13 protein-coding genes are annotated in these 14329 nt (G+C 63.9%); 6 read left to right on the top strand and 7 right to left on the bottom strand.

Features of this window, described 5'->3' with window-relative positions; genetic code table 11:
• Position 1: 1 nt before the first annotated feature.
• The 3 genes from LDH74_RS02210 to LDH74_RS02200 all read right to left on the bottom strand — a co-directional run bounded on the left by LDH74_RS02210 (position 2) and on the right by LDH74_RS02200 (position 2806).
• On the bottom strand, positions 2-508 hold the full coding sequence (locus LDH74_RS02210; RefSeq protein WP_226041004.1) for an LUD domain-containing protein: 507 nt from the start codon (positions 506-508) through the stop codon (positions 2-4).
• A 339-nt stretch (positions 509-847) separates the two neighbouring features.
• Positions 848-1402 (bottom strand): GMP synthase subunit A, encoded by a 555-nt coding sequence (locus LDH74_RS02205; RefSeq protein ID WP_226041003.1) that lies wholly within the window; start codon positions 1400-1402, stop codon positions 848-850.
• A gap of 123 nt (positions 1403-1525) precedes the next feature.
• On the bottom strand, positions 1526-2806 hold the full coding sequence (locus tag LDH74_RS02200; RefSeq protein WP_226041002.1) for a PQQ-binding-like beta-propeller repeat protein: 1281 nt from the start codon (positions 2804-2806) through the stop codon (positions 1526-1528).
• Between the two features lie 203 nt (positions 2807-3009).
• On the opposite strand from LDH74_RS02200, the gene LDH74_RS02195 reads away from it, so the two are divergent.
• Together LDH74_RS02195 and LDH74_RS02190 are read left to right on the top strand one after the other, a co-directional pair.
• Positions 3010-3231 carry a hypothetical protein gene (locus LDH74_RS02195; protein ID WP_226041001.1) on the top strand — a complete coding sequence of 74 codons (222 nt, stop codon included), beginning with the start codon at positions 3010-3012 and terminating at the stop codon, positions 3229-3231.
• A gap of 81 nt (positions 3232-3312) precedes the next feature.
• A complete protein-coding gene (locus tag LDH74_RS02190; protein WP_226041000.1) occupies positions 3313-3450 on the top strand; it encodes a hypothetical protein in 138 nt (45 codons plus the stop codon).
• A 385-nt stretch (positions 3451-3835) separates the two neighbouring features.
• Here LDH74_RS02190 and LDH74_RS02185 read toward each other — a convergent pair whose 3' ends face one another.
• Positions 3836-5053, bottom strand: a complete 1218-nt coding sequence (locus LDH74_RS02185) for a proteasome-activating nucleotidase (protein ID WP_226040999.1) — start codon at positions 5051-5053, stop codon at positions 3836-3838.
• 126 nt (positions 5054-5179) lie between these two features.
• Between LDH74_RS02185 and LDH74_RS02180 the strand changes: the two genes are divergently transcribed.
• The 3 genes from LDH74_RS02180 (at position 5180) to rad50 (ending at position 9744) form a co-directional block, all read left to right on the top strand.
• Entirely contained in the window at positions 5180-5449 is a 270-nt protein-coding gene (locus LDH74_RS02180; RefSeq protein WP_226040998.1) for a helix-turn-helix domain-containing protein, read from the top strand.
• Between the two features lie 222 nt (positions 5450-5671).
• Entirely contained in the window at positions 5672-7063 is a 1392-nt protein-coding gene (mre11, locus tag LDH74_RS02175; RefSeq protein ID WP_226040997.1) for a DNA double-strand break repair protein Mre11, read from the top strand.
• Entirely contained in the window at positions 7060-9744 is a 2685-nt protein-coding gene (rad50, locus tag LDH74_RS02170; protein ID WP_226040996.1) for a DNA double-strand break repair ATPase Rad50, read from the top strand. The genes mre11 and rad50 overlap by 4 nt, the downstream gene beginning before the upstream one ends.
• A gap of 49 nt (positions 9745-9793) precedes the next feature.
• Here the strand turns inward: rad50 and LDH74_RS02165 are convergent, their stop codons facing one another.
• From LDH74_RS02165 to LDH74_RS02155, 3 genes are all read right to left on the bottom strand, one after another.
• A complete protein-coding gene (locus LDH74_RS02165) occupies positions 9794-10255 on the bottom strand; it encodes a hypothetical protein (protein ID WP_226040995.1) in 462 nt (153 codons plus the stop codon).
• The gene (locus tag LDH74_RS02160; RefSeq protein ID WP_226040994.1) at positions 10252-10824 is read right to left on the bottom strand and encodes a hypothetical protein; all 573 of its coding nucleotides are present in this window, start codon (positions 10822-10824) and stop codon (positions 10252-10254) included. The genes LDH74_RS02165 and LDH74_RS02160 overlap by 4 nt, the downstream gene beginning before the upstream one ends.
• Before the next feature lie 153 nt (positions 10825-10977).
• Complete coding sequence (locus tag LDH74_RS02155) at positions 10978-11163, bottom strand: hypothetical protein (RefSeq protein WP_226042592.1); 186 nt, start codon at positions 11161-11163, stop codon at positions 10978-10980.
• A gap of 313 nt (positions 11164-11476) precedes the next feature.
• Between LDH74_RS02155 and LDH74_RS02150 the strand changes: the two genes are divergently transcribed.
• Positions 11477-14215, top strand: a complete 2739-nt coding sequence (locus tag LDH74_RS02150; RefSeq protein ID WP_226040993.1) for a DNA-directed DNA polymerase — start codon at positions 11477-11479, stop codon at positions 14213-14215.
• The last annotated feature ends 114 nt before the right edge of the window (positions 14216-14329 follow it).

The following is a 14329-nucleotide window of genomic DNA, read 5'->3' as shown; positions in this document are numbered from 1 at the left end:
CCTATCGATCCTCCAGGACGATCACGCGGACGTCGCCGGGGCCGTGGACGCCGTGGACGAGATCACCCATGTCGGCGGTCGCGCTCCGTCCGGTGGCGAAGACGACGCTGTCCCGACCCCGGTCGAAGCCGTCAGCGAGGCGGTCGAAGCCGGCGCTCAGATCCGGCACCACGTCGCTGGCCGCGACGACCGCGACGTGGCGCTCCGGGTAGAGGCTGATCGGCTCCGCGCCGTCGGCCGTCGACTCGACGGCGACGCTGCCGTACTCCGCGATCGCGAAGCCGACCGGCGTGACGCCCGTCCGGGCCGCCTCGAGTTCGGCGGTCGTCGGCTCGGTCGTCACCTCGCCGGGGAGCGAGACGCCGTCGAAGGGAAGCGGCGAACCGACCGCTGGCTCCGCGACGATCGTTTCGATTCGCTCGGTCGCGTCGGCGGCCGCGACGCGCTCGAGTCCTACTTCCAGTCCCTCGAGTGCGCGTTCGAACCGACCGACAGTGTCGACTGTCATCAGTTCTCATATCTGGGTGGGCAGTGAAGATACTACTGGATGCTCATTTGCCATTTCCGAGCCGATATCGGCGTTCGGCTATAACTCGTGACGCCGGAGCTGATCGAGACGCGGAGCAGGAGGCGGACGACGCCACCGATCGTCGCTTCGACACGACGAACGACACGGCGGATCGAGTCAGCGACGATGCGTCCGATCGCCCGGGAGAGTTGTCTCTCTAAGCGAGAGGAGATCCGGAAAATACGGTGTACGAGTGGAGGGCGCTGATTTCGATACGCGTGTAGCTCGCAGCTGAGACGGACGATATCGACCGCCAATAAAGCTGAATCGTCCGTACGCCTACTGCGATTCGCAGATCGACAGGAAGTTCTCGAAGATCTCGTCGCCCTCCTCGGTGTGGGCGACCTCGGGGTGCCACTGGACGCCGTAGAGATCGCGGTCGGTATCGCTCATCGCTTCGACGCCGCAGACGTCGCTTTTCGCCGTCAGATCGAAGCCCTCGGGCAACGCTTTGACCTCGTCGGCGTGGCTCGCCCAGACGCGAGTCTCGGGATGCAGGGAGCCGGTCAGCGGATCCTCCGCGTCGACGATGTCGACGCTGATGTCGGCGTAACCGCCGTACTCGCCGCCCCCGACGCGACCGCCCAGCTCTTCGGCGATCAGTTGCATGCCCAGGCAGATACCGAGAACGGGGACGTCCGCGTCGAGGTATTCGGCAGACCGTCCGATCCGATCCATATCCGGGCCGCCCGAGAGGACGACGCCGTCGGCGTCGACCTCCGCGGGTGGCGTGTCGTTGTCGATCAACTCCGTGTCGACGCCGAGGTCGCGAAGCGCCCGGTGCTCGAGGTGGGTGAACTGTCCGTGGTTGTCCACCACGACGATAGTCGTCATTGGGTGTTCGTAGCGGATCACCGGGTAAAAACGGTCCGAAACGCGCCCTCGATCTCCGTTCGGGTCGGGCCTCGGCGGGTCCTCGGAGAGTCGTCGCTCATTTCTCACGGCGGTCGTCGAGACTCACTCAGACGCGGTGGCGTTCCCGGCGGGCGCGTACGATTCCAGCTCCGACTCGGCGACGAGCACCCGAAGTGATCCGTCCTTGTCGCCGATACAGAGCGCGCCGTCGACGACGACCGGGCTCGTCGTCACCGCCGTTTGCAGTTCGTGACTCCACCGTTTCTCTCCCGATGCCGGGTCCAGCGCGTGGACGACGCCGTCGGATCCGCGCGCCGCGCCGACGTACAGCGTCTCCGAGGCGACACACGTTCCCGTCACCGAGGATCCCGCCTCGAACCGATACAGTTCGGTGCCGTCTGCCGTATCGAACGCGTAGACGGTGCCGTCGGTGTCGCCGGTGACCAACACGTCCGAGACGGTGGGGACGGCGTCGATTTCGGTCGCCATCTCCCCTTCCCAGACCACCTCGAGAGACTCGAGCGAGACCGCGAACACTCTCCCCCCTTCGGCCGCCAGATACAGCTGCTGGTCGTCCAGCGTCGGGGTCGACATCGGCCGAACGCCTTCCCCCAGTTCGCAGTGGTCCGTCTTCTCGCCCCTCTCGACGTCGAGTACGTCGACGCCGCCCGTGGTCGTGCAGTCGGACCAAATACCGCAGTCGGTGGTCGACGTCGGCACGTAAACGGCGCCGTCGCGAACCGACGGCGTATACCCGCTTCCGCCGCCGTACTCCCAGACGGGCTCGCCGGTCCCGGATTCGACCGCCGTCAGGGACCCGAAGACGGGTTTGCAGAGGACGAGGTCGTCGGTATATATCACGGAGGAGTCCACGCTCGAACCGAGGTTTCGCTTCCAGTTCCGGTCGCCGTTCTCGAGGTCGAAGGCGTGGACGTGGTTGTCACCTGCACCGACGAACAGTTGCTCGTCGCCGATCGCCACGGAAGACTCGATGTAGAAGTTCGTCCCGTTCTGCCAGACAACCTCGCCGGTCGTCGCGTCCGCCGCGATGACGTCTCCGCTTGCCGCCCCGAGGTAGAGCGTTCCGTCCCGGATGGCTGGCGCCCCGCTGAGCCCCGACTCGGTTAATCGTCTGTTGCTCCCGGTTCCTGTCCGCCAGAGCGGGGCCGGCGAACTCGCCGGGCCGCGCTCGTCGGGCGCGTACCCCGAGTGCGAGGGGTCGAAATCCGCCATCGGCCAGCCGCCCGAGACGCGCTTTTTCGACTCATTCCCTGCGGTCGAAGCGTCGCCGTTGCTGCCGTCGTTCGGCGTCCCGCCCGCACAACCGGCGAGCGCCGTCACGGTTGCTGTGCTGAGTAATCGAAGCGACTGCCGTCGATTCATACCGTCTCCGATTCATCGCACCCCGATTACCCTGACGGCCGTCGGGTCGGCACGTACTGAGATTCGGTCGTCGACATCGGGTGTGCGCCAGAGGGCGCTTTCGAGCTCGTCGCACCGAGTCGGAGTATTCGGGCGTATAAGAGAGGACACAGTTGGAGGTCCACTCTTTTTCGGCGACGGTACCGAGAACGGCCGAGAACAGTATGGAACGATCCGACGATTACGCGGGCGATATGCGGTGGGGCTGGACCTGTCCGCTGTGCGAGACGGACGCATCGGTAACGAGAGATCCCGATTCCGATACGTTCCGGTGGGAGTGTGACGCCGACGAGTGCGAGGCGGTCGGCTTCGGCTTCACATCGAGGCGCAGGGCGCGGCTCGCGCTGCGAGCGTACCGCGACCGGTACGAGAACATCTATCGATAGTTTGTAACGCGGGGGCCACTCGAGTCGCCGCCGAACCGGCGTTCCGGTACGTTTAAGCGTTCGTCACCGGATGGCAAGCATATGGCAGTCGATCTCGGCGAATTCGAGCATCCGGCGTGGCTCACCGCGGCTGGAATGGGCATCGGGTACGGACTGATCCTCGCGGTGCTGACGCTGGCGCTGTTCATCGTGCCGTGGCTCGTCTTTTCGGTCCTATAAGCGCGAGATGATGTACTGGCGGCTGATTTGACACCACCGTCGCTCCTCATTGCTACGTCTCTACTCCGATCAGCGCAGGCCGAGGAGTTTTCGCTGCGGTCGAGTCACAAGGGGTGCACCCGCGAGCGATCACCGGGAGCGAGCGGCCTTTTTAGCGTAGATTTTTGGAGGAGCGGTGAGCGAGTAACGCGAGCGAACCCGACGAGAAAAAGGTACGTCTCCAGAACTCTTGAACAGTGATGGCACCGCCTCTCCTGTCGAGACTGCCCACTCCGATACTCGATCCTTACTGCAGCTCTCGACTACCCGCGACCGTTCGCTCGAGCGCCGTTGCTCAGACGGGCGAAAAACGGAGCGAGAAACGACACCGACCTCGAGAGCGAGTTCAGGCGAACGTCTTCGAGACCTCTTCGGTCTCGTCGGATTCGGCTTGAACCTTGTCCCAGGCGTTGTGGAAGTCTTCCATTCGGATCTCGGTGCGGTCGTCGCGAATGGCGAACATGCCGGCCTCGGTACAGACGGCTTTGATGTCGGCACCGGAGGCGTTGTCGGCGTCTTCGGCCAGTTGGGCGAACTCGACGTCGTCGGCGACGTTCATCCCGCGCGTGTGGATCTCGAAGATGATCTCGCGACCCTCCGCGTTCGGCTTGGGCACCTCGATGAGGCGGTCGAACCGGCCGGGACGAAGGATGGCGCGGTCGAGCATATCGAAGCGGTTGGTGGCGGCGATGATGCGGATCTCGCCGCGCTCCTCGAAGCCGTCCATCTCCGAGAGGAGCTGCATCATCGTCCGCTGGACCTCGGCGTCGCCGGAGGTCTTGGACTCCGTTCGCTTGGAGGCGATGGCGTCGATCTCGTCGATGAAGATGACGGCGGGTTCGTGCTCGCGGGCGACATCGAAGAGGTCGCGGACGAGCTTGGCACCCTCGCCGATGAACTTGTGGACCAGTTCCGAGCCGGCCATCTTGATGAATGTGGCGTCGGTCTGGTTGGCGACGGCTTTGGCGAGCATCGTCTTGCCCGTCCCCGGCGGCCCGTAGAGTAGCACGCCGCTCGGCGGGTCGATCCCGACGTCGTCGAACATCTCGGGCTTCTCGAGGGGCATCTCGACCGTCTCGCGGACCTCTTGCATCTGGTCCTCGAGGCCGCCGATGTCCTCGTAGCTGACCTCCGGGCTCTCGGTGACTTCCATCACGCGAGCGCGCACGTCAGTTTCGTTCGAGAGGGGTTTGACGATAGACAGCGAGTTGTTGACCGCGACCCGCGCGTCGGGTTCGAGATCGCCGCGCATCTCGTCGGTGACTTCGGTCAGGGCCTCCTGGTTGTTCCCGTGTTGTTTGATGATGACGCCGTCGTCCGTGACTTCCTGGACGGTGGCGACGAACAGCGGGGACTGCTTGAGTTTCTTGTTCTCGTGCGTGAGCCGCTCGAGTTTCTGCTGGTACTTGTTGTTCTCGGCGTTAGCGTCGAGGAGCTTGTCGCGCATCTCCTCGTTTTGCGCCTCGAGGATCTCCAGCCGGTCCTCGAGTGACTGTATTTTCTCCTGTTGGGACGCCTCGTCCTCGTCATATGGGAGGTCGACGTCGTCCACGGTGTCGCTCATCACGCACCCTTTGGGTGTTGGTTCATAAGAGGCTTCGGGTAGGTGCACTCAATCGCGAAATATTACCACAAAGCATTATATGGAATAGAAAATATTATTACCCCGTATTCGGAATGGAGAGGTAGGATGAGTGCTTCAGAGTCGCTTCGACAGGAACCCGACGAACGAGGAACGTGGGACGACGTTCGAGACCTTCCGCCGAGCGCGAAACTCGTCGCGAAGGTCCTCGAGTACAACGAGACGATGACCCAACAACAGATCGCCGACGAGACGCTCTTGCCCTCCCGAACGGTCCGTTACGCGCTCAATCGGCTCGACGAGGAAAACGTCATCGACTCCCGCTTTTCGTTCTCCGACGCCCGCAAGCGCCTGTACGATCTCGATATTCGATCGTAACGGCTGATCGTCGCTCTCGATACCTCGATTCGTTTCGCTTCGATTTGTCGTCGCAGTCGATCCGAATGTGTCGCCACTGTAACGGCGGTTTATCAGCACGGCACGACGCACTCCGCAGTCCGGCGCGAGACGAACGCCTTCTTCCACTTCGCGTGACGTATCGATTCTACTTTCACTTCGGTCACGCAACCCCTTTAGGGTCGGCTCGCCAACGACTGGCCAATGACGCGGGTTATCCATACGGGCGATACCCACATCGGGTACCAGCAGTACAATTCGCCCGACCGACGACAGGACTTCCTCGAGGCATTTCGAACCGTCGTCGAGGACGCGGTCGCCGACGACGTCGACGCGGTGATCCACGCCGGCGACCTCTTTCACGACCGCCGGCCGTCGCTGGTCGACCTGCAGGGAACCGTCGAAATTCTCCGGACGCTCGCCGACGCCGATATCCCCTTTCTCGCGGTCGTGGGAAACCACGAGTCGAAACGCGACGCGCAGTGGCTCGATCTCTTCGCGGATCTCGGACTGGCGGCCCGGCTCGGTGCCGATCCGGTCGTCGTCGACGACGTCGCCGTCTACGGACTCGACTTCGTCCCCCGCTCGCGCCGGGAGGACCTCACGTACGACTTCGACTCGCTGCCGGACGAAGCGGACCACGCGAGCCTGGTGAGCCACGGCCTCTTCGAACCCTTCGCGCACGCCGACTGGGACACCGAAACCGTCCTCGAGGAGTCGACGGTCGACTTCGACGCCGTTCTGCTGGGTGACAACCACAAGCCCGACACGGCAGAAGTCTCAGAAACGTGGGTTACGTACTGCGGTTCGACCGAGCGCGCCAGCGCCAGCGAGCGCGAGGATCGAGGCTACAACCTCCTCGACTTCGAGGGTGACGGAACGGTCGCGATCAGCCGCCGCGGCCTCACGTCGACTCGCGAGTTCGTTTTCGTTGACGTCGAACTCGAGGCGGAGGAGGGAATCGACCGCGTGCAGGAGCGCGTCCGCCAGCACGACCTCGCGGACGCGGTCGTCATCGTCACCGTCGAGGGCGAGGGCCGACCGATCGCCCCGGCGGCCATCGAGGAACTCGCGATCGACCGCGGCGCACTCGTCGCCCGCGTGAACGACCGACGGGACCTCCCCGACGAGGACGAGGACGTGTCGGTGAGCTTCGCCAACCCGGACGAGGCCGTTCGCGAGCGGGTGCGCGAGCTGGGGCTCAGCAACGCCGCCCTCGAGATCGACGAGAGCGTCCGAAACGGTGATCTCGCCGACTCGAACGTTCGGGAGTCCGTCGAACGTCGGGTCCGCGAGTTACTCGAGGACGACGAGTCGGCGTTCGCACCCGCACCCGAGCGCGAACCGGGCGACGAGGACGTGACGACGGTCGCCGATCAGCTCACCGACGACGCCGATACAGCAGCTGACTCGGTAGATGCCGAGGCAACCGAAGCGGCTGAAGTAGCCGAAGTGGACGGAGGCGCCGAGACGGCAGCCACCGATACCGATAGCGATGCGACGACGGCACCGCCCGACCGCGACGCGCCGGACGACGGCGACGAGCCCGAGGAGACTGCCGACGCCGACACCGCCTCGCTGGGTGATTTCGCGTGAGAGTCGATCGCGTCCGCCTGTTGAACTTCAAGTGTTACGGCGACGCCGACCTCTCGCTCGAGCGCGGCGTCACCGTCGTCCACGGCGTTAACGGCAGCGGGAAGTCGACGCTGCTCGAGGCGGTCTTCTTCGCGCTCTACGGCTCGAAAGCGCTGGACGAGCGCACCCTCGATGACGTCATCACGACCGGCGAGGAGGAGTGCGAGATCGAGCTATGGTTCACCCACGACGGTCGCGAGTACCAGATCGAACGCCACCTCAAACTCCGCGGTGATCGCGCGACGACGACCAAATGCGTCCTCGAGACGCCGACGGAGACCATCGAGGGCGCTCGAGACGTTCGTCGGGAGGTGACCGAACTCCTGCGGATGGACGCCGAGGCGTTCGTCAACTGCGCGTACGTCCGACAGGGCGAGGTGAACAAGCTCATTCACGCTTCGCCGAGCGATCGCCAGGACATGATCGACGACCTCCTCCAGCTCGGCGCGCTCGAGGACTACCGCGAGCGGGCCAGCGACGCTCGACTCGGCGTCAAAACCGTCCTCGACGGCCAGCAGGAGGTGCTCGAGGACGTCGGAAAACAGGTCCAGAAAAAGGAGGATAAGGACCTCCACGAGCGACTGAACGGCCTCGAGTCCCGCCGCACGGACATCACCGACGAGATCGATCGGTTCGAGTCACAGCGCGAGCAGGCTCAGGAGACGCTCGAGGCCGCCGCGGACGTCCTCGAGCGCCACGAGGAGACCCGCGAGGAGATCGCGGAGCTCGACGACGAAATCGGTGAGCTACGGTCGAAAATTTCGGAGACCGAGCGCAAGCGCGAGGACGCGACCGACGAGATCAGTGAAATCCGGAGCCGACGCGAGGAGCTCGCGGACGAGCGCGCCGACCTCCTCGAGGACGTCGATCTCGAGGCGGCCGATCCCGACGAGGAGGTCGTTCGGAACCGCATCGACGAACTCGAGGCCCGCGACGAGGAGCTTCGAGACGACCTCGAGTCGGTCCGAGTGACGATCACGGAAGGGACCAACGAGATCGAGCGGCTCCGTGAGGAGGCCGACGAACTCGAGTCACAGGCCGAGGGGGCCCGCGAGAACGCCGACGAACTCGAGGACCAGATCGAGGCCGACGAGGAGACGATCGCCGATCGCGAGGAGAAACTCGACGACCTCGACGAACAGATTGACGACGCGCGGGCGACGTTCGACGACGCGCCGGTCGAGTTCGGGGTGGCCGGATCGCACCTCGAGGACCTCGAGACCGAGCGCGAGGAACTCGTCTCGGCGCACAACGACATCACCGCCGATATCCGAGCCGCCGAGAACGCGATCGAAGAGGGCGAACGACTGCTCGAGGAGGGGAAGTGTCCCGAGTGCGGACAGCCGGTCGAAGACTCCCCCCACGTCGACGTGCTGGACGAACGCCGGGAGGAACTCGCCGATCTCGAGGCCGAACGCGAGGACCTCGAGACCGAGCGCGACGACGTCGACGAGCGGATCGACCGCGCCGAGGAACTGCGAGAGGCCGAACGGCGGGTCGATCGGCTCGAGGAGAACCGTGACAACATCGAGCAGCTGCTCACGGAGAAACGCGAAAGCCTTGCAGACCGGCGTGACCAGCGCGATCAGTTGCGGGACGACGCCGAGGAGTACGAGGCCGACGCCGAGGAGAAGCGGGCCGCAGCGGATGAGCGCGAGGAGGAGGTCGCTGACGCGCGCGAAGCGCTCGGCGAGATCAACACCGAGCGCGGGGAAATCTCGGAGACGCTCGAGTCACTCGAGCGCAGCTCGGAAATCGCCGACGAACGAGCCGACCTCGAGAGCGACATCGAAACCCTCCGCGAGCGCCTGCAAGACTGGGAGACGATGAACGACGAGCGCCGAGAGGGACTGACCGAAAAGCGCGACCGCAAGCGCGAACTCGAGTCGGCGTTCGACGAGGAGCGAGTCGAAACCGCGCGAGCGGACAAGCAAAACGCAGAGACGTACATCGAACAGGTCGACGAGAAACTCGCGGAGCTCGAGGAGCAACGAAACGGGATCCAGAACGCCATCGGTGCCGTCGAGAACGAACTCGAGGAACTCGAGCGCCTCCGGGAGCGCCTCGAGACGGTCGAGGATCGGTGCGAGCAACTCGAGTCGCTCTACGACGAAGCCGAGACGCTGCAGACGACCTACGGGGAGCTACGGGCGGAACTGCGCCAGCGCAACGTCGAGACCCTCGAACGACTGCTCAACGAGACGTTCGATCTCGTCTACCAGAACGACTCCTATGCGGCGATCGACCTCGACGGCGATTACCGGCTGACGGTCTATCAGAAGGACGGCGAGGCGCTCGAGCCCGAACAGCTTTCGGGGGGCGAGCGGGCGTTGTTCAACCTCAGCCTGCGGTGTGCGATCTACCGATTGCTCGCGGAGGGTGTCGAGGGAACGGCCCCGATGCCGCCGCTGATCTTGGACGAGCCGACCGTCTTCCTCGATTCGGGCCACGTCACGCAGCTCGTCTCGCTGGTCGAGTCGATGCGCGATCTCGGCGTCGAACAGATCGTGGTCGTCAGCCACGACGAGGAACTCGTCGGCGCGGCCGACTCCATCGTTCGCGTCGAAAAAGACGCCACGTCGAACCGCTCGCGGCTCGAGCGCGGTCAGCCGCCGGAGGCGGAACTGCTCGCGTCGGACTGACGACGAACGATCAGTCGTCCCCGTCTCGAGCCGGCCAGTTCGTTCGCGCTCAGGACTCTTCTACCGCCGACTCGTCCGTCGCCTCGGTATCCGTCCGGATCGCTTCGAGTGCGGTCTCACACGTTTCGGTGATTCGATAGCCGCGCTCGCCGGCGACGTCGGTTTCCTCGAGCAGCCCGGCGGCGGTAAGGACCGTGAGCCGGCCGTGCAAGTCGCTCTCACAGAAGTCGTAGGCGTCGAGCAGGGTGCGAACGGAGAGCGGTCCCCGCTCCGAGAGTTCGACCAGTAGACCTAGTGTTTCCTCGTCGTGGACGGCGGTCAGTAGCGTCAGAACCGGATCGCTCACGCTTCGCGCAGCCGTCTCGAGGGCCGATTCATCGCCCACCGCCTCGAGGCGATCGTTCTGGATGTAACACTCGTTGCCGGTTTCGGGGTCGCGAACCAGACTCGCGCTATCCGATCGCTTGAGAAGCAGGTACCGTTTGCCAGTGTCGTCCTCGATTGTGTTCATGGGCTGTCGTTTCGGGTCGGTGACTGGTGTCGGGAGATGTCCCCGGAAGTCGTTTCGGCCCGATCGTCCCCAGTCGACTCGATCGGGTCAGTATCGCTCTCGACGGTGTCGTCAGTGCCGGTGGTGGTGTCAGTATCGTTGGTGTCGTCGGTGCGGCTGGTGGTGTCGGTGTCCGTGTCGCTGGTAGTACTGGCGTCGTCGTTCCGGAAGCGCCGATATCGTCGACCGGCCAGCCCGAACAGGACGACGCCGGCGGCGACGAGGACGCCACCACGAATCAGACTCCCCTCGAAGACGGCCAGTAACAGACCGAGTGAAACGGCCAGGACGGCGGCGTTGAGGACCAACACGAGCGCCCAGAAGGCCTGGAGGATGTCACCGGGAACGTCCGTCTCGGCGGTGGAAACGGCGGGTGGCTCGATCACGCTCGAGAGATCATCGAGGTCGTCGTCCGGTTCGTCGTCTCCGGTCGACACCTGGGGGATCGTCAACCCGTCGCTGTCGGGGTCGTAGAACTCCTCTTCGGGGTCCCACTCCTCGGGCTCGTTCTCGGTCCGGTCGAATACCACATACGATCCGATGACCAGCGGGAGGAAAAGCGTTCGCTTCGCAAGTGCCGTCTCATACGGACTACTGTGTTTCATACGGACTACTGCCAGTCAATCCCGCTCACCCGCATGGCGGGTCGCAGGTGTGCCGGGACACGGGTACGGCAGATAGTCTCAGGCCAGATCCTCGAGTGTGAGCGTTCGGGAGGTCTCTACCCACGCCAGCGGGTTCTCGGCGTCATAGAAGACGACGCCGTCGTCGGTCTCGTAGGATTCGATCGTTGCGGTCCCCTCGGGTTCGCTGCTCGGTTCACTCCGATCCGTCGCATCGTCTTTCATGTGGGTGGACACATCGATCACCTGATCCCATGCTATGTGTTACCAAGTTATATGTCTTGTTGCTCCTGCAAGCCTTCGATGCAGCGTATGAACATCTCCACTATGGAGAATAAATATCCATATCCTATCACGGAATAATATTGTCGAAGTCACTATGGGGAGCCGGTCTACAGGGACAACGTCGGTCTCTACGTGGGTCGTGGTCTCGCCGTACACTCCCGTCGGGTCGGTCGTAACAATCGGGCTCACCCCGTAATCGATCACACTCCGTGTGACACCGCTCGCGGGCGGGGATTGCAGGGGTTTTTATCCGCCGACTGCAAATCTCGCTATCATGACTGAGGCGGGCCAGACCGGACTCACGGAGTTCGGCGGCGACTCCGAGGAGACCGACGACCGGCCGGCAGAAGAGGCGGTTGCCATCGCCGGTAACGGCGGATCGAACGCCGCAGAGGTGATCGACGTCGTCGAGGAGACTCTCCCCGAACCCGAGGGCGAACTCGAACTCGCCGTGATGCAGGTCGACTACACGATCGCCGGCTACGGCGACGAGGAGCGACCGATCATGCACGTGTTCGGGCGGACGCCCGACGGCACGCTCGAGCACGTTCAGTTCGTCGGCTTCAGGCCGTACTTCTACACGCCGACGGAGACGCTCGAGCGGCCCCCAGCGGAGCAGTACGACCGGCTCACCGGCAGCGAGGAGTACGACGAGAATGGCGAGCCCTACGAGAGCATTCGGGGCGAGAAACTCACCAAAATCTTCGGCCAGACGCCCCGGGACGTCGGGCAGATCCGAGACGACTTCGATCACTTCGAGGCCGACATCCTGTTCCCGAACCGGTTTCTGATCGACAAGGACATCCGGAGCGGCATTCGGGTGCCGGAGCGACGCGCGGACGACGATTCACTGGTCGTCCCCCACACCGAAGTCGAGGCGGCCGACGTCGACGCCGACCCTCGCGTGAACACGTTCGACATCGAGGTCGACGACCGACAGGGGTTCCCCGAGGACGGCGAGGAGCCGATCGTCTGTCTGACGAGCCACGATTCGTACGACGACGAGTACATCATGTGGCTCTACGAGGCCCCGATCGGCGACGGCGAGATCCCCACCGAAATCGACGACTACGACCCCATCGAGGGGGATATCGACCACGAGGTCCGAGCCTTCGCGGAGGAGGAAGCGATGCTCGAGGCCTTTATCGAGTACATCGACGACACCGATCCAGACATCCTCACGGGCTGGAACTTCGAGGACTTCGACGCGCCGTACTTCCTCGACCGCCTCGAGGAACTCGCGGGACCCCACCACGAGTACGACCTCTCTATCGACCAACTCTCTCGCGTCGACGAGGTCTGGCGCAGCAACTGGGGCGGCCCCGACATCAAGGGCCGCATCGTCTTCGACCTGCTCTACGCCTACCAGCGGACGGTCTTCTCCGAACTCGACTCCTACCGGTTGGATGCGGTCGGCGAGGCTGAACTGGGCGTCGGGAAGGAGCGCTACGCCGGTGACATCGGCGACCTCTGGGAGGGCGATCCGACCAGGCTGCTCGAGTACAACCTCCGGGACGTGGAGCTCTGCGTCGAACTCGACCGCCAGCAGGAAATCATCACCTTCTGGGACGAGGTGCGCTCGTTCGTCGGCTGTAAACTCGAGGACGCGCCGACGCCGGGCGACGCGGTCGACATGTACGTCCTCCACGAGGCCTACGGGCGGTTCGCGCTGCCCTCGAAGGGGCAACAGGAGGCCGGCGAGGAGTACGAGGGCGGCGCGGTGTTCGAGCCGATCACGGGCGTCAAGGAAAACGTCACCGTGCTCGACCTGAAGTCGCTGTATCCGATGTGCATGACGACGATTAACGCCTCGCCGGAGACGCGAGTCGATCCCGACGAGTACGACGGGGAGACCTACGTTGCGCCGACCAGGCCCGAACCGACTCACTTTCGGAAGGAACCGGACGGCGTCATGCGGGAGATGATCAACGAGTTGCTGGCCGAACGCGAGGAGAAGAAGTCCCAGCGCAACGAGTACGAACCCGGTTCCAGAGAGTACGAGCAGTACGACCGACAGCAGGGCGCGGTCAAGGTCATCATGAACTCGCTCTACGGGGTGTCGGGGTGGGAACAATTTCGGCTCTACGATAAGGACGCGGCATCCGCGATCACCGCGACCGGCCGCGAAGTGATCGAGTTCACGGATACCGCCGCAGGCGAGCTGGACTACACCGTTGCGTACGGGGACACGGACAGCGTCATGCTCGAGCTCGGCCCCGACGTGTCGAAAGAGGAAGCACTCGAGCAGTCCTTCGAGATCGAGGAGTACATCAACGGCCGCTACGACGACTTCGCGCGCGAGGACCTGAACGCCGAGGAACACCGCTTCCAGATCGAGTTCGAGAAGCTCTACCGCCGATTCTTCCAGGCCGGCAAGAAGAAGCGCTACGCGGGCCACATCACCTGGAAGGAGGGCAAGGACGTCAACAACGTCGACATCGTCGGCTTCGAGTACCAGCGCTCGGATATCGCCCCGATCACCAAGGAGGTCCAACACCGGGTCATCGAGATGATCGTCCGCGAGGGTGATGTCGAAGGCGCGAAGGAGTACGTCAACGGCATCATCGAGGACGTCCTGGACGGTGACATCTCGCTCGAGGATATCGCGATTCCGGGCGGGATCGGCAAGCGACTGGACAACTACGACACCGACACGGCGCAGGTCCGCGGCGCGAAGTACGCTAACCTGCTGCTTGGAACCAACTTCCAGCGCGGAAGCAAACCAAAGCGCCTCTACCTCGACCGCGTCGATCCGTCGTTCTTCGAGCGCCTCGAGGCGGAGGAAGGGTTCGACGCCCGAACCGACCCGCTCTACGGCGCGTTCAAGCGCGACCCCGACGTCATCTGTTTCGAGTACGAGGACCAGATCCCCGAGGAGTTCGAGGTCGACTACGACAAGATGCTCGAGAAGACGCTGCAGGGACCGATCGAGCGGATCCTCGAGGCGCTCGACATCTCGTGGGACGAAGTGAAGAGCGGGCAGGAGCAGACGGGCCTGGACAGCTACATGTGAGTCGGTCGGTGACGACATCGAAGCGAACGCCGCCGTTCGTTCCCGCAGTCGCCCGAACGGACTTCGCTGTACTCGAACCTGTGGGTTTCCGAAACGGAAAATAATCTTCTCGAA

This window comes from Natrinema sp. DC36 (genome assembly GCF_020405225.1).
GTDB lineage: Archaea > Halobacteriota > Halobacteria > Halobacteriales > Natrialbaceae > Natrinema.
Note: the sequence above shows the minus strand (reverse complement) of the source record. Positions and strands in the feature narration are given on the sequence as shown.